Source organism: Cellulosimicrobium protaetiae, assembly GCF_009708005.2.
Classification (GTDB): domain Bacteria; phylum Actinomycetota; class Actinomycetes; order Actinomycetales; family Cellulomonadaceae; genus Cellulosimicrobium; species Cellulosimicrobium protaetiae.
Genome location: NZ_CP052757.1, coordinates 2675833 through 2698002 on the forward strand (window position 1 = coordinate 2675833; position 22170 = coordinate 2698002).

Genomic DNA, 22170 nt, shown 5'->3' on the forward strand with positions numbered 1-22170 from the left:
CTCGTGACGAGCGATGCGACAGCAAGTGCCGCGACCGGCGTGCCCCGGACGGTGACGCCGTCGACGGCCGACGAGGCGGGGGAGTTCCTCGCGCTCCTGCACGGCGCGCTGCGCACCGTGCGTCGCGAGGCCAGCGAGCGGCTCGAGCCGGCGGGGACGACCCCCGGACAGTTCCGCATGCTGCGCTTCCTCGCACGGTGCGACGGACCCTGCCGTCTCGGCGCGGTGGCGTCCGCGCTCGACGTCGCGCCGAGATCGGTGACGTCCAAGGTCGACGACGCCGAGCGCGCTGGGCTCGTCCGGCGCACCCCCGACCCGCACGACCGGAGGGCGACCCTCGTCGAGCTCACGCTGAGCGGGCGCGCCGTCGTCGAGCAGGTGGGCGCCGAGCGGTCGTCGAGCGCGGGGACGATGCTCGCCCGGCTCGACGCCGTCGAGCGCGCCGAGCTCCTTCGCCTCCTGCGCGCGGTCGCCGGCGAGCGGGACGGCGACCCGGGGCGTCGCCCGGAGAGCGACGGCGGATCGGGGACGCAGCGCTGAGCGGTCGCGACGAACGAGCGTCCCGGCGCGAGGTCGCGCACCGGCTGGCAGGATGGGGCGCATGTTTCGCATCGGCCTGACCGGAGGAATCGCAGCGGGGAAGTCCGTCGCGCTCGCACGCTTCGCCGAGCTCGGCGCCGTCGTCGTGGACTACGACGGGCTCTCCCGCGACGCCGTCGCGCCCGGGACCGTGGGGCTCGACGAGGTCGTCGAGGCGTTCGGGCCGGGTGTGCTCGACGGTGCCGGGTCGCTCGACCGGGCCGCGCTCGGGAACCTCGTGTTCGGCGATGACGCCGCACGCGAACGCCTCAACGCGATCGTCCATCCGGAGGTCCGCCGGCTCGCGGCCGAGCGCGAGGCGGCCGCGGGCGCGGCCGACCCCCGGGCCGTCGTCGTGCACGACATCCCCCTCCTCGTCGAGACCGGTGACCCCGCACGGTTCCACTGCGTCGTGGTCGTGCACACGCCCGCGGAGGTGCGGGTGGGCCGGCTCGTCGAGGGGCGCGGGCTGAGCGAGGAGGAGGCCCGCGCGCGCCTCGCGGCCCAGGCCGACGACGCGTCGCGTCTCGCCGTCGCGGACGTGACGCTCGACGGCTCCGGCTCGCCGGAGGACCTGCGGGCGCAGGTCGACGAGCTCTGGGTGCGTGTGCGGGCCGAGGTCGACGCCGAGGTCCAGGCGGAGATCGAGGAGCACGAGGCATGACGGTTGTGGTCAGCGGGTTCGAGCCGTTCGACGGCGCCGTCGACAACCCGTCGTGGGAGACCGCGGAGCGGCTCGCGGAGCGCGGGGAAGAGCTCGTGGGCGAGCGCGTGGTCGCGGTGCGGCTGCCCGTGACGTTCGGCGGTGCCTGGCCTGCGCTCGACGCGGCGGTCCGCGAGCACGCCCCCACCGTCGTGGTCGCGCTCGGGCTGGCGGGCGGGGCGACCCGCGTGCGCCTGGAGCGCGTGGCGGTGAACGTCCGCGACGCGCGGATCCCCGACAACGCTGGCGACCAGCCGGTCGACGAGCCCGTGGTCGCCGCGGCGCCGGTGGGCTACTGGTCGACGCTCCCGCTCAAGGCGTCGCTCGCGGCGGTCCGGGCGGCCGGCGTCCCGGTGGAGGTGTCGAGCACGGCCGGGACGTACGTGTGCAACGACGTCTTCTACGCCCTCATGCACCGCTGGGGTGCCGAGCCCGGACGGCAGGCCGGGTTCGTCCACGTCCCGGGGGCCGACGCCGTGCCGGTCGAGGACCAGGTGACGGCCGTGGCCGCGGTCGTGCGGCAGGCGCTCCTCGGCGCACCCGAGCCGGTCCTCGCGGCCGGCACGGAGAACTGAGGCTGCAGCGGGAGACGCCGAGGGCCCGGCAGGTCGTGCCTGCCGGGCCCTCGTGCGCACTCGCGTTGAGCGGTCAGCTCGTCGCGCGTCGGCGGGCCACGACGAGGATGGTCGCGCCACCGGCGAGCAGCAGCGCGGCCACCACGCCCAGGACGACGACCGAGGCGCCCGTCGTGGCGAGGCCGCCCTCCGGCGCGGCGTCGTCCTGCTCGGCGGCCACCGGGGTGGCGTCGGGCCCGGGCGCAGCCGAGGTCTCCGCCGCGGGGGTGCTCTCCTCCGTGGGCTCACCCGGCTCCTCGACGGCCGGCGTCTCCCCGTCCGTCGGCGGCGTCGTCACGCCTTCGCCAGGGTTCGGGCCCTCGGGCGTCGGCTCCGGCTTCGGCTCCTCGACGAGCGGGGTGGACGGGCACGGGCCGGCGAACGGGTAGTTGTGGTGCTCGATGCCGGCTCCGCCGGTGTACGCGACCTCGCCGTTGGCGAGGATCCGCCCGTTGGTCGACGTCGCGAGCGTCAGGGTCGAGTCCGTCCCCGGGACGACGACCGTCCCCGGGAACTGGTCGTTCGTGCCGAGCCGGACCTGCGTCGCCTCCGGGAAGCTCCACAGGAAGTGCGACGAGAGGTACTGCGTCGACTGGAACACGCGCTCGCCCGCGTAGGTCACGTGCTGGAGGCCCGGGATCGCGACGTCGGTACCCGTTACCGTGAGCAGGACCGGGCCCGAGCCCGTGACGTCGAGCCGCGTGAGGCTCTTCGCCGCGGCAGCGGTGAGCGTGTAGCGCGAGCCTGCCGTCACGGTCAGGGCGCCGTCCTTCGGGGTGACCGGGAGCGCGTCCTGCGCCGCGTCGGCGGCGATCGCGTCCACGAGACCGGGGAGCCCCGAGTAGGGCGCGAGGGCGACGTCGCGGCCTACGCCCTGGCGGACCGTGCCCGGTGCGGTGCGGTCGTTGAAGCTCTCGGTGCCTACGGGTGCGCCGGTGATCGTCCCCCCGACGACGACGTTGCCGCCCGCCGAGGCGTGAAGCCCTACCTGGAGGTTCGGCGCCGTCGCGAGGTCACCGCCGACCACGAGCATGTCCGTGCCGCCGGCGGGCGCGATCGCCGACCCGCCGCCCCCCGCGGTCCCGACGTTCAGGGTCCCGGCGCCGGAGAAGTCCGCGTCCTCGCCCACGACGACGCGACCCTCGAGCTCGGTCGCCGTCGTGACGGTGAGCCCGCCGCCGGCCCAGATCCCGACCCCGGCGTCGTCGATCTCCGCGAGCGTGTACACGCCGACGGGGCGGTCGCTCGCCCCGGCCGTGCAGACGTCGTCGGTCGTGAACGCCGGTGCCGCGGCCGCGGGGGCGGCGAGGCCGGCCGTCGTCAGGGCGAGCGCGGACAGGACGAGCAGAGGGATTCCGCGGGGGCGCGCGGGGTGCAGGCGCATGGTGTCGGCTCCAGGTCGAGGTTTCGTTAGCGGCGCTGACGTACTGCGGTCGGACTCCGTCGCCCGTCGTCGGTGCTGTCGGTGCGGCTCCACGGGCGGTGGGGAGCTGGCAGGGTCGAGGCGACCCTAGAGGTTGCGCATGACACCTTCCAAATTACGGCGGGGTGATTTCCCGTCAGGGCCCGGTCGGCTTCCGCGAGGGTGCGCGACAGGGTCCGTGTGGGTGGCTCGACGTACCGTGGGGACATGCGTCCCGTGACCGATCTCCAGCGCGCCACCGCCCCGTTCGAGGTCATCTCCGAGTACCAGCCGTCGGGTGACCAGCCGACGGCCATCGCGGACCTCTCGCAGCGCATCCGCGCGGGGGAGAAAGACGTCGTGCTGCTCGGTGCGACGGGTACCGGGAAGTCGGCCACCACGGCGTGGCTGATCGAGGAGCTGCAGCGGCCGACGCTCGTCATGGCACCGAACAAGACCCTCGCGGCGCAGCTCGCGACGGAGTTCCGGGAGCTGCTGCCGAACAACGCCGTCGAGTACTTCGTCTCGTACTACGACTACTACCAGCCCGAGGCGTACATCGCGCAGACGGACACGTACATCGAGAAGGACTCGTCGATCAACGACGAGGTCGAGCGGCTGCGGCACTCGGCGACGAGCTCGCTGCTCACCCGGCGGGACGTCGTCGTGGTCGCGTCCGTGTCCTGCATCTACGGCCTGGGCACGCCGCAGGAGTACGTCGACCGCATGGTCCGGCTCGACGTCGGTATGCAGGTCGAGCGCGACGACCTGCTGCGGCAGTTCGTGACGATGCAGTACGCGCGCAACGACATGGCGTTCACGCGCGGCACCTTCCGCGTGCGCGGCGACACCGTCGAGATCATCCCGGTGTACGAGGAGCTCGCGGTCCGCATCGAGTTCTTCGGCGACGAGATCGAGAGCATCCAGACCCTGCACCCCCTCACGGGCGAGGTCGTCCGCTCCGAGCCGAGCATCCACGTGTTCCCGGCGACGCACTACGTCGCGGGTCCCGAGCGCATGGAGCGCGCGATCTCCTCGATCGAGGCCGAGCTCGCGGACCGGCTCGACGAGCTCGAGCGGCAGAACAAGCTGCTCGAGGCGCAGCGGCTGCGCATGCGCACGACGTACGACATCGAGATGATGCGCCAGATCGGCACCGCGTCGGGGATCGAGAACTACTCGCGGCACATCGACGGGCGCGAGGCGGGGTCGCCGCCCAACACGCTGCTCGACTACTTCCCCGAGGACTTCCTCCTCGTCATCGACGAGTCGCACGTGACTGTCCCGCAGATCGGCGCGATGTTCGAGGGGGACATGTCGCGCAAGCGCAGCCTCGTCGACCACGGGTTCCGCCTGCCGAGCGCGATGGACAACCGTCCGCTGCGCTGGGAGGAGTTCGTCGAGCGCATCGGCCAGACCGTCTACCTGTCGGCCACCCCCGGCGACTACGAGCTCTCCATGGCGGACGGCGTGGTCGAGCAGATCATCCGTCCCACCGGGCTCGTGGACCCGGAGGTGATCGTCAAGCCCACCACGGGCCAGATCGACGACCTGCTCCACGAGATCCGCGAGCGCGTCGAGCGCAACGAGCGCGTGCTCGTCACGACGCTCACCAAGAAGATGGCCGAGGACCTCACGGACTACTTCCTCGAGAAGGACGTGCGGGTCCGGTACCTGCACTCGGAGGTCGACACGCTGCGGCGGGTCGAGCTCCTGCGCGAGCTGCGCCTCGGCGAGTACGACGTCCTCGTCGGCATCAACCTCCTGCGCGAGGGCCTCGACCTGCCCGAGGTGTCGCTCGTCGCGATCCTCGACGCCGACAAGGAGGGCTTCCTCCGGTCGCCCAAGTCGCTCATCCAGACGATCGGCCGCGCGGCCCGCAACGTCTCCGGCCAGGTGCACATGTACGCGGACAAGATCACGCCCGCGATGGCCGCGGCGATCGAGGAGACCGAGCGCCGTCGCGAGCGGCAGATCGCGTACAACACGGAGCACGGGGTCGACCCGACGCCGCTGCGCAAGCGGATCTCGGACGTGACGGACATGCTCGCGCGCGAGGACGTCGACACGGCCGAGCTGCTCGCGGGCGGGTACCGGCAGCCGGGCAAGGGCGCGAAGGGCAAGGCGCCGGTGCCGGGCGGACCCAAGGAGGGCGCGTCGTCGGGCAACCGCCTCGCCGGCGCGGCGGCGAGCGACCTCGCCCAGCTCATCCAGGAGCTCAGCGACCAGATGCACGCGGCTGCGGGAGAGCTGCAGTTCGAGCTGGCCGCCCGGCTGCGTGACGAGATCTCGGGGCTCAAGAAGGAGCTGCGGCAGATGCAGGCCGCGACCGCCTGATCGGCCGCCGTCCCGGCCTGGTGCACCCCGCGCGTCGGGCGCGCGAGGAACAGTCCACGGTGGCGTGGTGTTGTCACGTCAGGAGGAGCCATGGCCTATGCTGGCTCCTCAGCGAGGGGGAGTATTCCCACACGGTGATGTCGTCATCACGGCCGGCGCAGTCGTCGGCCCGGTGTCACCGGTCCCGCAACCACCAGCCCGCGTCCCGTGCGGGTGCGCGTGGCGGTGCGTGGCGGAAGAGACCTTCGGTACACAGTGCTCCCCACGTACCGGAGGAATCTTCATGGATGTGCCTGTCTGGGCCTGGCTCGTCACCATCGGCGTGATCCTCGCGATGCTCGCCGTCGACTACGTCGGCCATGTGCGCACGCCGCACGCCCCGAGCCTGCGCGAGGCCAGCTGGTGGTCCGCGGGCTACGTCGCGATCGCGGTGGCCTTCGGTGGGATCGTCTGGGCCGTCTGGGGCTCGACGTACGGCGGCGAGTACTTCGCCGGGTACATCACCGAGAAGAGCCTGTCGGTCGACAACCTCTTCGTGTTCGTCCTCATCATGACGAGCTTCCGCGTCCCGCGGCTCTACCAGCAGAAGGTGCTGCTCATCGGCATCACGATCGCGCTGGTCCTGCGGACGATCTTCATCCTCCTCGGCGCGGCCCTGATCGAGAACTTCAGCTGGATCTTCTACGTCTTCGGTGCGTTCCTCCTCTACACGGCCTGGACGCAGATCAAGGCCGGGCAGAACCACGACGAGGAGTTCCACGAGAACGGCGCGCTCCGCCTGACCCGCCGCCTCTTCCCGACGACGGAGACGTACGTCGAGGACAAGATGACGACGAAGATCGACGGCAAGCGCTACATCACGCCGATGCTCATCGTCATGATCGCGATCGGCAGCGCGGACCTGCTCTTCGCGGTCGACTCGATCCCCGCGATCTTCGGCCTCACGCAGGAGACCTACCTCGTGTTCGCCGCGAACGCGTTCTCGCTCCTCGGCCTGCGCCAGCTCTACTTCCTCATCGACGGCCTCCTCGACCGCCTCGTCTACCTCGCGTACGGCCTCGCGGCGATCCTCGGCTTCATCGGCGTCAAGCTCCTCATCCACGCGCTGCACAAGAACGAGGTGCCGTTCATCAACGGCGGCGAGCACATCACCGCCATCCCGGAGATCCCGACCGCGCTGTCCCTCGGGTTCATCGTCGTCGTGCTCACCATCACCACGGTCGCGAGCCTCGCCAAGGACCGCGCCGACCGTCGACGCTCCGTCGAGAGCTCGGAGGGCTCACGCTGATGGTCCACGAGCTCCCCGTCTGGTTCGAGTGGGCGTCGCTCTCGGCGCTCGCCGTCCTGCTCCTCGTCGACCTGTTCGTCGTGGGGCGCCGCCCCCACGTCCCCTCGATGCGCGAGAGCGCGTTGTGGGTCGGCTTCTACGTCGCGCTCGCCCTCGTCTTCGGGGCGGTCGTCGGCGCGGTGGGCGGGGCGGCACCGGCCGGGGAGTTCTACGCGGGGTGGCTCACGGAGTACAGCCTCTCCGTGGACAACCTCTTCGTGTTCGTCATCATCATGGCGCGGTTCGCGGTCCCGCGGGACCAGCAGCAGCGCGTGCTGATGGTCGGCATCATCGTCGCACTCGTCCTGCGCGGGGCGTTCATCCTCGCGGGCGCGGCGATCATCGCGCAGTTCGTGTGGGTGTTCTACCTGTTCGGCGCGTTCCTCGTCTACACGGCGATCAAGCTCGTGGCCGGCGGGGACGAGCCCGAGGAGTACCACGAGAACCGTGCCGTGCGGGCGCTGCGTCGCGTGCTGCCGCTCGGTACGCAGTACGACGGCGGCCGGCTGCGCACGATCGAGGACGGCAAGCGGGTCTTCACGCCGCTCGTCATCGTGTTCCTCGCGATCGGCAGTACCGACCTGCTCTTCGCGTTCGACTCGATCCCCGCGATCTTCGGGCTCACGCAGGACCCGTTCATCGTCTTCACGACGAACGTCTTCGCGCTCATGGGCCTGCGCCAGCTCTACTTCCTGCTGGGGGGCCTGCTCGAGCGGCTGGTCTACCTGCCGATCGGTCTCGCAGTCATCCTCGGGTTCATCGGCGTGAAGCTGATCCTCGAGGCGCTGCACGAGAACACCCTGCCGTTCATCAACGGCGGCGAGCACCTCGACGCCGTGCCGACCGTCCCGATCTGGCTGTCGCTCGTCGTGATCATCGGTGCGCTCGCCGTCACCACCGTCGCGAGCCTGCTGCGGACGCGGGCGCTGCACGCCCAGGACGGCCCGGACGCGACGGCCGCCGCGAGCGACGTCGCCGGTCCCGTCGAGGACGCGGTCGTGGCGCCCGCGGACGAGACCGTCGAGGAGGTCGCGTCGGCCGGCGAGGCGCCGCCGTGGGGCACGGGCCCGCAGGACGGCGCCGCGCGGTAGCGCGTGCCCGACGAGCCGCGGAGCGAGACGGTGCCAGCCCGGCCCGACAGGTCCCGCGCGTCCCGCCTGGCCGCGCACGCAGCGGTCGCCACCGCGCTGTCGCTGCGCAGCGACGTCGAGCTGAGCGGGCTCGTGGATACGGCCCCGCGGATCGGCGCCGGCATCGGCGGGGAGACGGCGCTGCTCGACGTCGACGGCACACCCGTGTTCGTCAAGCACGTACGACTGACCGACCTCGAGCGACAGGCGAGGAACGTCCGCTCCACGGCGAACCTGTTCGACCTCCCGACCTTCTGCCACTACGGCGTCGGCACCATCGGCGCCGCGGGCTTCGGATCCTGGCGGGAGCTGGCCGTGCACGTCATGACGACGGGCTGGGTGATCGCCGGGGAGCACGAGGGCTTTCCCCTGATGCACCACTGGCGGGTGCTCCCCGACGCCGGCCGACCCCTGCCCGACGAGCTGGCCGACGTCGAGCGTGCCGTCGAGTACTGGGGCGGCGGCACGGCGGTGCGTCGCCGGCTCGAGGCCCTGCGGGACTCCTCGGCGAGCATCGTGCTGTTCCTGGAGTACGTCCCGCAGACGCTGCACGACTGGCTCGGCGCGCAGGTCGAGGCGGGTGGCGAGACCGCCGAGCGCGCCTGCGCGCTGGTGGAGGACGGGCTGAGCGCCGGGATCGCGTTCATGAGGTCACGTGGCTTGCTGCACTTCGACACGCACTTCGAGAACGTCCTGACCGACGGTGAGCGTCTCTACTTCGCCGACTTCGGTCTCGCGATCTCGTCAGCCTTCGACCTCTCGCGCGACGAGGTCGACTTCGTCGCCGCGCACCAGGAGTACGACGACCGCTATAGCGTCACCCACCTGGTGAGCTGGCTGGCCGTCGCCCTGTACGGGTGCGGTCCCGACGAGCGCCGCGCGCTCGTGCGTTCCTGGGCTCAGGGCAGCCTTCCGGCGGGCGCCCCCGCGGCGGTCGCGGCGACGCTGTCCCGGCACGCCCCGGTCGCGGCGGTGGTCGGGGACTTCTACCGCGCGTTCCAACGGGAGAGCCGGGAGACGCCGTATCCGTGGGAGGCGATCCGACGACTCGTCCGGAACGGCCCGCCCGGGCGCGACCGCTCGCGGTGAGCCGTCCCGGGGAGCGGAGCGGACTCCCGCCCCGGGCGGTGGGCGCGCGCCGGGAGGGAGACCCCGGTCAGGCGCGGTCGGCCCAGTCGCCGATGACCGGCGCCCACGGACGCACCGTGCGCTCGGCGACGAGGCCCACCCGCCCGAACGGGTCCTCGTCGAGGACCGCGGCGACGGCGTCGGGCGTCTCCCCGTCGAGGACGAGCAGGGCCCCGGCAGGAGCTCCCTCGTGCGCGGGCAGCGGGCCGGACGCCAGGAGCGTGCCCCTGGCGTACAGGTCTCCCAGGAACGCACGGTGCTCCGGACGCAGGGCGTCGAGCTCGGGGGCGCGGTCGGCGTAGACGTAGGTGACGGCGTGGATCGGCATGCCGTCAGTCAACCAGGCCCGCCCGACGGCGCGCGGCCGGGTCCGCGCCTCGGTCGTCACCACGGTGGCCTCCGGGGTCTGGTCGCCTGCGGTCTGCTACCAGCCGCGCTCACGCCACTCGCCGAGGTGAGGCCGCTCGGCGCCGAGGGTCGTGTCGGCGCCGTGTCCGGGGTAGACCCACGTCGCGTCGTCGAACCGGTCGAAGACGCGCTCGGTGACGTCCGTGAGCAACCGCTCGAAGCGGGCCGGGTCGCGCTGGGTGTTCCCGACGCCGCCCGGGAAGAGCGAGTCGCCCGTGAACAGGTGCACCCGGCCCGCCGCCGCCTCGGGCTCGTGGACGACGGCGGGTTCGCGGTAGGCCAGCGCGACGGAGCCCGGCGTGTGCCCGCGCAGCGCGACGACCTCGAGCACGACGTCCCCGGCGCGCAGGACGTCCCCGTGCCGAAGACGCCGCGCGACGGGTACGCCCGTGGCCGCAGCGACGGCCTCGGCGTCCGGGTCTCCGACCGCGACCGCGGCGCCCGTGGCGGCGACGACCGGGCCGAGCGCCCGCAGGTGGTCGAGGTGGCGGTGGGTCGTGACGACGACGTCGAGCCGTGCCGTGGGCGAGCCCGCCCGGACCAGGGCGAGGACGTCGTCGGGCGAGTCCGCCGCGTCGACGAGGACCTGCGCGCCGGTGCGTCGGCACGTGAGCAGGTAGACGTCGTTCGCGAGCGGCCCGACGGCGACCTTGCGGATCACGACCTCGTCGAGGTGTCGCACGTCGCCCGGCCCGCCCACCACGACCTGTCCGGTGTACGTCATGCCGACAGTGTGCCCCGGGGGCCGGAGGGAACGGCACCGGGACGGCACGCGCCTGCGAGGGCCCGGCCGCGGGCCGAGGGAGCACCTGCCCACCCCGTGAGGCTCGGGTGAGCGTTCGCCGGTGGGCCTGCGAAGGTGATGTCGAACACCTGTGCGAATGTGGGTGGTCGGTCGTACGATGCTGCGGTGAGCAATCGCCTCGTCATCTCCGGTGCCCGCGAGCACAACCTCCGCAACGTCGACCTCGACCTCCCGCGGGACAAGCTCATCGTCTTCACGGGGCTCTCCGGCTCGGGCAAGTCGTCGCTCGCGTTCGACACCATCTTCGCGGAGGGTCAGCGCCGCTACGTCGAGTCGCTGTCCGCGTACGCGCGCCAGTTCCTCGGGCAGATGGACAAGCCCGACGTCGACTTCATCGAGGGTCTGTCACCCGCGGTGTCGATCGACCAGAAGTCCACGAACCGCAACCCGCGCTCGACCGTCGGCACCATCACCGAGGTCTACGACTACCTGCGTCTTCTGTTCTCGCGCGCGGGCACGCAGCACTGCCCGGTGTGCGGTGAGCGCGTGACGGCGCAGACCCCGCAGCAGATCGTCGACCGCCTCCTCGAGCTGCCTGAGGGCACGCGGTACCAGGTGCTCGCGCCCGTGGTCCGTGGGCGCAAGGGCGAGTACTCCGAGCTCTTCAAGGAGCTCCAGACCAAGGGCTTCGCGCGCGCCCGGGTCGACGGCGAGGTGCGCACGCTCACCGACGTCCCCGCGCTCGAGAAGAAGCTCAAGCACGACATCGAGGTCGTCGTCGACCGCCTCGTGGCGCGCGAGGGCGTGCAGCGCCGGCTCACGGACTCCGTCGAGACCGCGCTCGGCCTCGCGGGCGGGCTCGTCGTCATCGAGCTCGTCGACGCCGACGCGGACGACCCGGCGCGCGAGCGCCGTTTCTCCGAGAAGCGCGCGTGCCCCAACGACCACGAGCTCGCGCTCGACGAGATCGAGCCGCGCACGTTCTCCTTCAACGCGCCCTACGGCGCGTGCCCCGAGTGCACCGGCATCGGCTTCCGCCTCGAGGTCGACCCCGACCTCGTGGTGCCGGACGTCGAGAAGTCGTTGGCCGAGGGTGCGGTGGCGCCGTGGGCGCAGATCTCCTCGGAGTACTTCGAGCGCGTCCTCACGGCGCTCGCGGACGACCTCGGGTTCTCCATGGACACGCCGTGGCGGGCCCTGCCCGAGCGCGCGAAGAAGGCCGTGCTGCACGGGCAGAACCACCAGGTCCACGTGCGGTACAAGAACCGCTGGGGCCGCGAGCGCCAGTACTCGACCGGGTTCGAGGGCGTCATCACGTTCCTGGAACGTCGGCACACCGAGACCGAGTCGGACTGGTCGAAGGAGAAGTACGAGGCCTTCATGCGCGAGGTCCCGTGCCCCGTGTGCCGGGGCGCGCGCCTCAAGCCCGAGGTGCTGGCGGTCAAGGTCGGCGGCAGGTCGATCTGGGACGTGTGCCGCCTCCCGCTGCGCGAGGCCGCGGCGTTCCTCGGGTCGCTCGAGCTCGGCGCACGCGAGCGCGCGATCGCGACGGAGGTGCTCAAGGAGATCGACGCGCGGCTGGGCTTCCTGCTCGACGTCGGCCTCGACTACCTCTCGCTGGAGCGCCCGGCGGCGACGCTGTCCGGCGGCGAGGCGCAGCGCATCCGGCTCGCGACGCAGATCGGGTCGGGCCTCGTCGGCGTGCTCTACGTCCTCGACGAGCCGAGCATCGGCCTGCACCAGCGCGACAACCGCCGCCTCATCGAGACCCTGACCCGGCTCCGTGACCTCGGCAACACGCTCATCGTCGTCGAGCACGACGAGGACACCATCCGTACCGCGGACTGGGTCGTCGACATCGGCCCGGGGGCCGGCGAGCACGGCGGGCGCGTGGTGCACTCCGGCGACTACGCGGGGCTGCTCGAGGCCCCGGAGTCGGTGACCGGCGCCTACCTCTCGGGCCGTCGGAGCATCCCGCTCCCGGCCCAGCGTCGCCCCACGGACCCGGGCCGTCAGGTCAAGGTCGTCGGCGCGCGCGAGCACAACCTCACGGGCATCGACGTGAGCTTCCCGCTCGGGACGTTCACCGCCGTGACCGGGGTGTCGGGGTCGGGCAAGTCGACCCTGGTGAACTCCATCCTCTACACGGTGCTCGCCAACGAGCTCAACGGTGCGCGCCAGGTCGCGGGTCGGCACACGCGCGTCACGGGCCTCGACCACCTCGACAAGGTCGTGCACGTCGACCAGGGCCCGATCGGGCGCACACCGCGGTCGAACCCGGCGACGTACACGGGCGTGTGGGACCACGTGCGCAAGCTCTTCGCGGAGACGACCGAGGCCAAGGTGCGCGGGTACACGCCCGGCCGCTTCTCGTTCAACGTCAAGGGCGGCCGCTGCGAGGCGTGCTCAGGCGACGGCACGCTGAAGATCGAGATGAACTTCCTGCCGGACGTCTACGTGCCGTGCGAGGTGTGCCACGGCGCGCGCTACAACCGCGAGACGCTCGAGGTGCACTTCAAGGGCAAGACCGTCGCGGACGTCCTCGACATGCCCATCGAGGAGGCGTCGGAGTTCTTCGCGGCCGTCCCGGCGATCTCGCGGCACCTCAAGACGCTCGTCGAGGTCGGCCTCGGCTACGTCCGTCTCGGGCAGCCTGCCCCGACGCTCTCGGGCGGCGAGGCGCAGCGCGTGAAGCTCGCGAGCGAGCTCCAGAAGCGCTCGACCGGGCGCACGATCTACGTGCTCGACGAGCCGACGACGGGCCTGCACTTCGAGGACATCCGCAAGCTCCTCGGGGTGCTGCAGTCGCTCGTCGACAAGGGCAACAGCGTCCTCGTCATCGAGCACAACCTCGACGTCATCAAGAGCGCGGACTGGGTCGTCGACATGGGCCCCGAGGGCGGTTCGGGCGGGGGCAAGGTCGTCGCGCAGGGCACGCCCGAGCAGGTCGCGCGCGTCGAGGCGAGCCACACCGGCCGGTTCCTCGCGGAGATCCTCGACCAGCACGGCCCGGTGCCGGTCGGTGAACCCACGAAGCCCGGCGCCGCGCAGGAGCCTGTCGCGAAGGGCACGAAGGGGCGGTCGGCCAAGGCCCGGCGGGCGACGGACGAGGGCACGACGCGGTCGCGCCGCAAGGCGTCCGCGGCCTAGCCCCGGCCCGGCCGGGGAGCGACGGCACGAGCTCCGGCCGTGAGCCCGCGGCGCCGCGTCCCCGCCGCGTCGCCGCGGGCGTCGTCGACCCCGAGCAGCGAGGTCAGGCGGCGGCGCGTCGAGCGGGCGCCGGCTCGACCAGCACGCGGAAGTTCACCGAGCGTGCGAGGAAGCAGTGGTCGTGCGCGCGGTGGTGGAGCGCGGCCAGGGACGCCTCGTCGGTGCCCGGCCCGTCGTCGACCACGACGCGGGGGTGCAGCGTGACGTCCGTGAACTGCCCCTCGCCGCCGGACTCGACGCGCATCGTGCCGGTGACGTCGTCCACGTACTCCCGCACGACCACGCCCGAGGCCGCGGCGAGGTGGAGGAACCAGAGCATGTGGCACTGCGAGAGGCTCACGACGAACAGGTCCTCCGGGCTGTAGCGCGTCGGGTCCCCTCGGAACGCCGGGTCCGACGAGCCGGGCAGCGGTGGCCTCCCGTCGAGGAGGACGTCGTGATCGCGGCTGTAGGCCGTGTAGGAGGCGGTTCCCCGCTCGCCCGCGCCCGTCCAGCGGACCGTGGCGGCGTACCCGTGCTGTGCGCTCATGGCCGCCACCCTAACGGGCGGTGACGCAGGTCACACCACGTCCCGCGGCGCGCGGTCGCACGGTGGCCGGCGCGGACCGCACCCCCCGTCCCGCCGCACCGTCGGTGGCCTGTCCTAGGCTGGAGAGCATGGCTGATCCCGCGACGTACCGCCCTGCGCCGGGGGAGATCCCCACCTCGCCGGGCGTCTACAGGTTCCGCGACGAGCACGGCCGCGTGATCTACGTGGGCAAGGCGAAGAACCTGCGCGCGCGCCTGTCGAGCTACTTCCAGGACGTCGCGAACCTGCACCACCGCACCCAGACGATGGTGACGACCGCCGCGTCGGTCGAGTGGACCGTCGTCGGCACGGAGGTCGAGGCGCTCGCGCTCGAGTACTCCTGGATCAAGGAGTTCGACCCGCGGTTCAACGTCAAGTACCGCGACGACAAGTCCTACCCCTACCTCGCGGTGACGATGGGGGAGGAGTTCCCCCGCGCTCAGGTCATGCGCGGTGCCAAGCGGCCCGGCACCCGGTACTTCGGGCCCTACGGGCACGCGTGGGCGATCCGCGAGACGCTCGACCTCCTGCTCCGGGTCTTCCCGGTGCGCACCTGCTCGGCGGGCGTGTTCAAGAGGGCGCACCAGACGGGTCGGCCCTGCCTCCTGGGGTACATCGACAAGTGCTCGGCGCCGTGCGTCGGGCGCATCACGCCCGAGGACCACCGGGCGCTCGCGGAGGACTTCTGCGACTTCATGGCGGGCGACACGCAACGCTTCGTGCGCCGGCTCGAGCGCAAGATGAACGAGGCCGCCGCGGCGATGGAGTACGAGGCCGCGGCGCGCCTGCGCGACGACATCGTCGCGCTCCAGCGCGCGACCGAGAAGAACGCGGTGGTCCTCGGCGACGGCACCGACGCCGACGTCTTCGCGCTCGTCGGCGACGAGCTCGAGGCGGCCGTCCAGGTGTTCCACGTCCGCGGCGGGCGGATCCGCGGCCAGCGCGGCTGGATCGTCGAGAAGGTCGAGGACGTGACCGACGCCGAGCTCGTCGAGCACCTGCTCCAGCAGGTCTACGGCGCGGCGGAGGAGGCCGCGGCCGGCGTCCCGGGGACCGGTCGGGGCGGGGCGCGCGATGTCGTCCCGCGCGAGGTCCTGGTCCCCGTCCTGCCGCCCGACACCGAGCAGGTCACGACCTGGCTCTCCGGTCTGCGGGGAGCGCGCGTCGACGTCCGGGTGCCGCAGCGCGGCGACAAGAAGGAGCTCGCGGCGACCGTGCGCGCGAACGCGGAGCACGCGCTCGCCCTGCACCGCACCCGCCGCGCGGGCGACCTCACGACGCGCAGCCAGGCGCTGCGCGAGATCCAGGAGGCGCTCGACCTCGACACCGCGCCGCTGCGGATCGAGTGCTACGACGTCTCGCACAACCAGGGCACCTTCCAGGTCGCGTCGATGGTCGTCTTCGAGGACGGGCTCGCCCGCAAGAGCGAGTACCGACACTTCACGGTGCGCGGGCCGGACGGCGACGGCGCCGCCGACGACACCGCGGCGATGTACGAGGTCATCACGCGTCGGTTCAAGCGCTACCTGTCCGACCGCGCGCGCTCGGGCGAGGTCGAGCTCGACCTCGAGGCGGACGACGTCGCGACCGGCTCGGACCCCGCCGACCGGCGGGCGGAGCGTGCCGCGGAGTCCGCGGGCTACGTGCCCCGCAGCGGCGAGGTGGACGCCGCCGTGCCCACCGACAAGCGCGCGCGGTTCGCGTACCCGCCGAACCTCGTCGTGGTCGACGGCGGCCCCCCGCAGGTGGCGGCCGCGGCCCGGGCGCTCGCGGACCTCGGCATCGACGACGTCGCGCTGTGCGGGCTGGCCAAGCGGCTGGAGGAGGTGTGGGTGCCCGGTGACGACTATCCCGTCATCCTGCAGCGCTCCTCCGAGGGCCTGTACCTGCTCCAGCGCGTCCGCGACGAGGCGCACCGGTTCGCCATCACGCAGCACCGTCGGCAGCGCAGCAAGGGCATGACGGCGTCGGCGCTGGACGACGTCCCCGGCCTCGGCCCGGCACGCCGGGCCGCGCTCCTCAAGCACTTCGGCTCGCTCAAGCGTCTGCGTGCCGCGAGCGTGGAGGAGATCGCGAGCGTGCGGGGGATGGGCGAGCGCACCGCGCAGGCCGTCGTGGCCGCGCTGGGGGGCGCGTCCGCGGCCGGCCGGGACACTCCGGCGGACGACGGGGCCGCGGCCCGCGCGTGAGCGGCTGGCATGCTGGTGCCATGACCTCGGAGCCGACCCCGGACCTCAGCCCGCAGGGGCGGCGTGCGCGCGCGCCGGAGCCCTCGCCGACGACCGTCCCGAGCGGGATCCCCGCGATCGAGGCCGCGACCCACGCCCCCGAGCCGAGCGAGGCCGAGGTGCTCATCATCACGGGCATGTCGGGTGCCGGCCGCACCCGGGCCGCCGCCGTGCTGGAGGACCTCGACTGGTACGTCGTCGACAACCTGCCGCCGCGCATGATCGTCCCGCTCGTGGACCTCATGACACGGTCCGGCTCGACGCTCGAGCGCATCGCGGCCGTCGTCGACGTGCGCGGGCGCGAGTTCTTCACCGACCTCGTCGAGGTGCTGGACCACCTGCGGCAGAGCGGGGTGTTCTACCGGATCCTGTTCCTCGACGCGTCCGACGAGGTGCTCGTGCGGCGGTACGAGCAGGTGCGGCGCCCGCACCCGTTGCAGGGGGAGGGGCGCATCCTCGACGGGCTCGGGGAGGAACGACGCCTGCTCGCGAGCCTCGAGGAGCGGTCCGACGTCGTCATCGACACCTCGGTGCTCACCGTGCACGACCTCGCGCGCGAGGTGCGCGCCGCCGTCGCGGACGGCACGCCCGACACGTTGCGGATCAACGTCGTCTCGTTCGGGTTCAAGTACGGGCTGCCCCTCGACGCCGACCACGTGGTCGACGTGCGGTTCCTCGCGAACCCCTACTGGATCACCGAGCTGCGGCACCTGACCGGCCGCGACGCCCCCGTGCGCGACTACGTGCTCGGCCGCCCCGGTGCGCTCGAGTTCGTCGACCGGTACGTGAGCGCGCTGGAGCCGGTGCTGGCCGGGTACCTGGGGGAGGAGAAGCGCTACGTGACGATCGCCGTCGGCTGCACCGGCGGCAAGCACCGTTCCGTCGCGATCAGCGAGGCGATCGCCGCGCGTCTGCGTGCCCAGGGCCAGCGCGTGATCGTCACCGCGCGCGACCTCGGCAAGGAGTGAGGGGCGTGGTCACCAGGCGCAACCCCGCGGTCGTCGCCCTCGGCGGCGGCCACGGCCTGTCCGCGAGCCTGTCGGCGCTGCGCCTCATGTCCGACCGGCTCACCGCCGTCGTGACCGTGGCGGACGACGGCGGGTCGTCCGGGCGCCTGCGCGCCGAGCTCGGCGTCCTGCCCCCGGGCGACCTGCGCATGGCGCTCGCGGCCCTGTGCGACGACTCGGAGTGGGGCCGCACGTGGAGCGCGCTCCTGCAGCACCGGTTCACGTCCGAGGGCGACCTCGACAACCACGCGGTCGGCAACCTGCTCATCGTCGCGCTGTGGGAGCTGCTGGACGACCCGGTCGCCGGTCTCGACTGGGTGGGCAAGCTCCTGGGCGCGCGCGGGCGCGTGCTGCCCATGGCGGCGGTGCCCCTCGGGATCGAGGCCGACGTGCGGACGGGGGACCGGCTGGAGACCGTCGTCGGGCAGAGCCACGTCGCGGTCACGCACGGTCGCATCGAGCAGCTCCGGCTCGTGCCGGCGGACCCTCCGGCGTGCGCCGAGGCGGTGCAGGCCGTCGAGGAGGCGGACTGGGTCGTGCTCGGGCCGGGGTCGTGGTTCTCGTCGGTGATGCCGCACCTGCTCGTGCCCGAGCTCGCCCGGGCCCTGCACGAGACCTCCGCGCGGCGCTGCGTGACGCTCAACCTGTCGAGCGAGACGGGGGAGACCTACGGGCTGTCGGCCACCGACCACCTCGAGGCGCTGCACAAGCACGCGCCCGGGCTCCGGATCGACGCGGTCGTCGCGGACCCGTCCGCCGTGGAGGACACGGAGCAGCTCGCGGAGGCCGCCGCCCGCATGGGCGCGCGGCTCCTCCTGCGGCAGGTGCGGCGCGGCGACGGGACCCCGCGGCACGACGCGCTGCGCCTGGCGGCGGCGTACCGGGACGTGTTCGACGACTTCCTCGGCGACGTCGGCTCGCCCACCCGCTGAGCACGCGCACCGGAGGCGGCGGACGCCCCCGTGGGCACCCGGCCCGCCGCCGCGACGCGTCGGCATCGGTGGCAGGATGTCCCGCATGGCGCTCACGGCACAGGTGAAGGACGAGCTGGCTCGACTGCGGGTGGACAAGACCTCGTGCCGCAAGGCGGAGGTCTCGGCCATGCTCCGCTTCTCGGGCGGGCTGCACCTCATCTCGGGCCGCGTCGTCATCGAGGCCGAGCTCGACACCGCGATCGCGGCGCGTCGCCTGCGCGAGACCATCGCCGACGTGTACGGCCACACGAGCGAGCTGATCGTCGTGTCGGCCGGGGGGCTGCGCAAGAGCAGCCGGTACGTCGTGCGGGTCGTGCGCGACGGTGAGTCCCTGGCCCGTCAGACGGGCCTCCTGGACCAGCGCGGGCGACCGGTGCGGGGCCTCCCGCCGCAGGTCGTCTCCGGCGGGGTCGAGGAGGCGGAGGCCGCGTGGCGCGGCGCCTTCCTCGCCCACGGCTCCCTGACCGAGCCGGGCCGGTCCTCGGCGCTCGAGATCACGTGCCCGGGCCCGGAGGCCGCCCTCGCGCTCGTGGGCGCGGCCCGGCGGCTCGGGGTGTCCGCGAAGTCGCGCGAGGTGCGCGGTGTCGACCGCGTCGTCATCCGGGACGGGGACGCCATCAGCGCGCTCCTGACCCGCCTCGGGGCGCACGAGGCCGTCCTCGTGTGGGAGGAGCGGCGTGCCCGGCGCGAGGTGCGGGGCACCGCGAACCGGCTCGCGAACTTCGACGACGCGAACCTGCGCCGGTCGGCGCGGGCCGCCGTCGCGGCGGGGGCACGCGTCGAGCGCGCGTTCGAGATCCTCGGGCCGGACCTGCCCGACCACCTGCGCGAGGCCGGGGAGCTCCGGCTCGCGCACAAGCAGGCCTCGCTCGAGGAGCTCGGGCAGCTCGCGGACCCGCCCCTCACGAAGGACGCGGTCGCGGGGCGCATCCGGCGCCTGCTGTCGACGGCGGACAAGCGCGCGTCCGAGCTCGGGATCCCCGACACCGAGGCCGGCCTGAGCCCGGAGCTGCTCGACCTCTGACCCGGCCCCACGACGAGGCGGTCGACCCACCCGGTGACGTGCCCGGCCCCTGGACGTCATGCACCGGCGGGACGATGGTCCCGAACCGTGGGATCCAGGTCACATGTCGGCGTGGTGTTGGTATAGGCTCGGATGCGTCAGGTGACAACGACGTGCTCCTTCGCTGACACCCCTCGTGGGCGTGGGTGGTCCCGGCTGTCGCCGTGGCGGTCCCGCGGGCACGGAGGGTGCTGTGCCGGGAATCGGGCAGCGGGGCACGGGCGCGATCACCACCTGCGTACGACGGCGTACGTGATCGTTCGGCATCAACCGTGTGCGTCGGGACAACCGGCGCGCCCTGAGGAGGGCATTGTGACCATCCGCGTCGGTATCAACGGCTTCGGTCGTATCGGACGGAACTTCTACCGCGCCATCGTCGAGTCGGGCGCCGACATCGAGATCGTGGGCGTCAACGACCTCACGGACAACAAGACGCTCGCGCACCTGCTGAAGTACGACACCGTCCTCGGCCGCCTCGGCCAGACCGTCGACTTCGACGACGACAACATCATCGTCGACGGCAAGAAGATCCGTGCGCTCGCCGAGCGCGACCCCGCGAACCTCCCCTGGGGCGAGCTGGGCGCCGACATCGTCATCGAGTCGACCGGCTTCTTCACCGACGCGACCAAGGCCAAGGCGCACATCGACGCCGGCGCCAAGAAGGTCATCATCTCGGCCCCGGCCAAGAACGAGGACGCGACGTTCGTCGTCGGCGTGAACTCGGACCAGTACGACCCGGCCGCGCACCACATCATCTCGAACGCGTCGTGCACCACGAACTGCCTCGCTCCGCTGGCGAAGGCGCTCAACGACTCGATCGGCATCGAGCGTGGTCTCATGACCACGATCCACGCCTACACGGGCGACCAGAACCTGCAGGACGGCCCGCACCGCGACCTGCGTCGCGCCCGCGCCGCCGCGCAGAACATCGTCCCGACCTCGACGGGTGCGGCCAAGGCCGTGTCGCTCGTCCTGCCGGAGCTCAAGGGCAAGCTCGACGGCTTCGCGCTGCGCGTGCCGGTCATCACGGGCTCGGCGACGGACCTCACCTTCACCGCCTCGCGCGAGGTCACGGTGGACGAGGTCAACGCCGCGGTCAAGGCCGCGTCGGAGGGCCCGCTCAAGGGCGTCCTGGCCTACGTTGAGGACGAGATCGTCTCGAGCGACATCGTGACGGACCCGCACCAGAGCATCTTCGACTCGAAGCTCACCAAGGTGATCGGCGACCAGGTCAAGGTCGTCTCCTGGTACGACAACGAGTGGGGCTACTCGAACAGCCTCGTCGCGCTCACCCAGCTCGTCGGCGACAAGCTCTGAGCCACCTGCTGACGCAGCACGATCCTGCGTAGCACCATGCGTCCGCGTGCGCGTCCCGGCACCGCCCGGTGACGCGCACGCGGACGTCCTCATGTACGGGCCAGGCCGGTCCCCGGCCCGCGTCCCGTGCGACGGCGACCAGACCGTAGGAGACCTCATGAAGACCATCGACGACCTGGGCGACCTGCGCGGCAAGCGCGTGCTCGTCCGCTCCGACTTCAACGTCCCGCTCGACGGGACGACCATCACGGACGACGGGCGCATCCGTGCCGCGCTGCCGACGCTGAAGAAGCTCACCGACGCCGGCGCGAAGGTGATCGTCACGGCGCACCTCGGTCGCCCCAAGGGCGAGCCCGACGCGAAGTACTCGCTCGCCCCCGTCGCCGCGCGCCTGGGCGAGCTGCTCGGCGTGCCCGTCCACCTCGCGCAGGACGTCGTCGGCGACTCGGCGCGCGAGACCGTCGCCGCGCTCGGCGAGGGCGAGGTCGCGCTGCTCGAGAACATCCGGTTCGACGCCCGCGAGACGTCGAAGGACGACGCGGAGCGCCAGTCGCTCGCGCACGACCTCGCGCAGCTCGCGGACGTGTTCGTCTCGGACGGCTTCGGCGTCGTGCACCGCAAGCAGGCGTCGGTCTACGACGTCGCCCAGGTGCTTCCCGCCGCGGTGGGCGAGCTCGTCCTCAAGGAGGTCGACTCCCTGCGCAAGGCGACGGAGGACCCGGCGCGTCCCTACGCGGTCGTGCTCGGTGGCTCCAAGGTCTCGGACAAGCTCGGTGTCATCGCGAACCTGCTCACTAAGGCGGACCGCCTGCTCATCGGTGGCGGCATGGTGTTCACGTTCCTCGCGGCCAAGGGCTACGGCGTCGGCAAGTCCCTCCTCGAGGAGGACCAGATCGACACGGTCAAGGGCTACCTCGCGGACGCCGAGAAGAACGGCGTCGAGATCGTCCTGCCGACCGACATCGTGGTCGCCGACGCGTTCGCCGCGGACTCCCCGCACGAGGTCGTGGCCGCGGACGCGATCCCGGCCGACAAGATCGGCCTCGACATCGGCCCCGAGTCGGCGCAGCTCTTCGCGAGCAAGATCGTCGACGCGAAGACGGTCGTGTGGAACGGTCCCGCGGGCGTGTTCGAGTTCGAGGCGTTCTCGGGCGGCACGCGCGCCGTGGCCCAGGCGCTCGTCGATGCGACCGCGAACGGCGCGTTCACGATCGTCGGCGGTGGCGACTCCGCGGCCGCGGTCCGCATCCTCGGTTTCGACGAGGCCGGCTTCAGCCACATCTCGACGGGTGGCGGCGCGAGCCTCGAGTTCCTCGAGGGCAAGGACCTGCCGGGGATCTCCGTCCTCGAGGGCTGAGCGCCCGACCCGAACCATCCTCACGCACCGCCCGCGCGCACGGCGTGCCGCGGGCGGTGCGACCCCCACAGAG

The 22170-nt window shown here is 72.5% G+C and carries 18 protein-coding genes; 14 read left to right on the forward strand and 4 right to left on the reverse strand.

From position 1 onward, the window contains the following. The first annotated feature begins 3 nt into the window (after positions 1 to 3). The 3 genes from FIC82_RS11275 to FIC82_RS11285 all read left to right on the forward strand — a co-directional run bounded on the left by FIC82_RS11275 (position 4) and on the right by FIC82_RS11285 (position 1857). Complete coding sequence (locus tag FIC82_RS11275) at positions 4 to 540, forward strand: MarR family winged helix-turn-helix transcriptional regulator (RefSeq protein WP_253691063.1); 537 nt, start codon at positions 4 to 6, stop codon at positions 538 to 540. A 61-nt stretch (positions 541 to 601) separates the two neighbouring features. After that, on the forward strand, positions 602 to 1243 hold the full coding sequence (gene coaE, locus FIC82_RS11280; protein ID WP_154798607.1) for a dephospho-CoA kinase: 642 nt from the start codon (positions 602 to 604) through the stop codon (positions 1241 to 1243). Further along, complete coding sequence (locus FIC82_RS11285) at positions 1240 to 1857, forward strand: pyroglutamyl-peptidase I (RefSeq protein ID WP_154798608.1); 618 nt, start codon at positions 1240 to 1242, stop codon at positions 1855 to 1857. Before coaE ends, FIC82_RS11285 begins: the two co-directional genes overlap by 4 nt. 73 nt (positions 1858 to 1930) lie before the next feature. On the opposite strand, the gene FIC82_RS11290 is transcribed toward FIC82_RS11285, so the two are convergent. Next, positions 1931 to 3280, reverse strand: a complete 1350-nt coding sequence (locus tag FIC82_RS11290) for a choice-of-anchor A family protein (RefSeq protein WP_154798609.1) — start codon at positions 3278 to 3280, stop codon at positions 1931 to 1933. 246 nt (positions 3281 to 3526) lie between these two features. Here FIC82_RS11290 and uvrB point away from each other — a divergent pair, with 246 nt between their 5' ends. From uvrB to FIC82_RS11310, 4 genes are all read left to right on the forward strand, one after another. Next, a complete protein-coding gene (gene uvrB / locus FIC82_RS11295) occupies positions 3527 to 5635 on the forward strand; it encodes an excinuclease ABC subunit UvrB (RefSeq protein WP_154798610.1) in 2109 nt (702 codons plus the stop codon). A gap of 283 nt (positions 5636 to 5918) precedes the next feature. Continuing rightward, positions 5919 to 6923: a TerC family protein gene (locus FIC82_RS11300; protein ID WP_154798611.1), complete on the forward strand. Its 1005-nt coding sequence runs from the start codon at positions 5919 to 5921 to the stop codon at positions 6921 to 6923. Continuing rightward, the gene (locus FIC82_RS11305; protein WP_154798612.1) at positions 6923 to 8053 is read left to right on the forward strand and encodes a TerC family protein; all 1131 of its coding nucleotides are present in this window, start codon (positions 6923 to 6925) and stop codon (positions 8051 to 8053) included. The genes FIC82_RS11300 and FIC82_RS11305 overlap by 1 nt, the downstream gene beginning before the upstream one ends. A 30-nt stretch (positions 8054 to 8083) precedes the next feature. Then, entirely contained in the window at positions 8084 to 9181 is a 1098-nt protein-coding gene (locus FIC82_RS11310) for a protein kinase family protein (protein WP_168731767.1), read from the forward strand. Between the two features lie 67 nt (positions 9182 to 9248). Here the strand turns inward: FIC82_RS11310 and FIC82_RS11315 are convergent, their stop codons facing one another. Together FIC82_RS11315 and FIC82_RS11320 are read right to left on the reverse strand one after the other, a co-directional pair. Then, positions 9249 to 9548 carry a YciI family protein gene (locus FIC82_RS11315; protein ID WP_154798613.1) on the reverse strand — a complete coding sequence of 100 codons (300 nt, stop codon included), beginning with the start codon at positions 9546 to 9548 and terminating at the stop codon, positions 9249 to 9251. Positions 9549 to 9644: 96 nt separating this feature from the next. Further along, positions 9645 to 10352 (reverse strand): MBL fold metallo-hydrolase, encoded by a 708-nt coding sequence (locus FIC82_RS11320; RefSeq protein ID WP_154798614.1) that lies wholly within the window; start codon positions 10350 to 10352, stop codon positions 9645 to 9647. Positions 10353 to 10490: 138 nt separating this feature from the next. Here FIC82_RS11320 and uvrA point away from each other — a divergent pair, with 138 nt between their 5' ends. Next, a complete protein-coding gene (gene uvrA, locus FIC82_RS11325) occupies positions 10491 to 13523 on the forward strand; it encodes an excinuclease ABC subunit UvrA (protein ID WP_154798615.1) in 3033 nt (1010 codons plus the stop codon). Between the two features lie 103 nt (positions 13524 to 13626). On the opposite strand, the gene FIC82_RS11330 is transcribed toward uvrA, so the two are convergent. Beyond that, positions 13627 to 14112 (reverse strand): OsmC family protein, encoded by a 486-nt coding sequence (locus FIC82_RS11330; protein WP_154798616.1) that lies wholly within the window; start codon positions 14110 to 14112, stop codon positions 13627 to 13629. Between the two features lie 128 nt (positions 14113 to 14240). Between FIC82_RS11330 and uvrC the strand changes: the two genes are divergently transcribed. The 6 genes from uvrC (at position 14241) to FIC82_RS11360 (ending at position 22097) form a co-directional block, all read left to right on the forward strand. After that, positions 14241 to 16340: an excinuclease ABC subunit UvrC gene (gene uvrC, locus FIC82_RS11335; RefSeq protein WP_154798617.1), complete on the forward strand. Its 2100-nt coding sequence runs from the start codon at positions 14241 to 14243 to the stop codon at positions 16338 to 16340. 20 nt (positions 16341 to 16360) lie between these two features. Continuing rightward, a complete protein-coding gene (gene rapZ, locus FIC82_RS11340) occupies positions 16361 to 17347 on the forward strand; it encodes an RNase adapter RapZ (protein ID WP_154798618.1) in 987 nt (328 codons plus the stop codon). A 5-nt stretch (positions 17348 to 17352) separates the two neighbouring features. Next, positions 17353 to 18318: a gluconeogenesis factor YvcK family protein gene (locus tag FIC82_RS11345; protein ID WP_171445705.1), complete on the forward strand. Its 966-nt coding sequence runs from the start codon at positions 17353 to 17355 to the stop codon at positions 18316 to 18318. 85 nt (positions 18319 to 18403) lie between these two features. Further along, positions 18404 to 19384: a DNA-binding protein WhiA gene (gene whiA / locus FIC82_RS11350; RefSeq protein WP_154798619.1), complete on the forward strand. Its 981-nt coding sequence runs from the start codon at positions 18404 to 18406 to the stop codon at positions 19382 to 19384. A gap of 351 nt (positions 19385 to 19735) precedes the next feature. After that, a complete protein-coding gene (gene gap, locus FIC82_RS11355) occupies positions 19736 to 20740 on the forward strand; it encodes a type I glyceraldehyde-3-phosphate dehydrogenase (RefSeq protein WP_168731768.1) in 1005 nt (334 codons plus the stop codon). 157 nt (positions 20741 to 20897) lie between these two features. After that, positions 20898 to 22097, forward strand: a complete 1200-nt coding sequence (locus FIC82_RS11360; protein WP_154798620.1) for a phosphoglycerate kinase — start codon at positions 20898 to 20900, stop codon at positions 22095 to 22097. Positions 22098 to 22170: the final 73 nt, after the last annotated feature.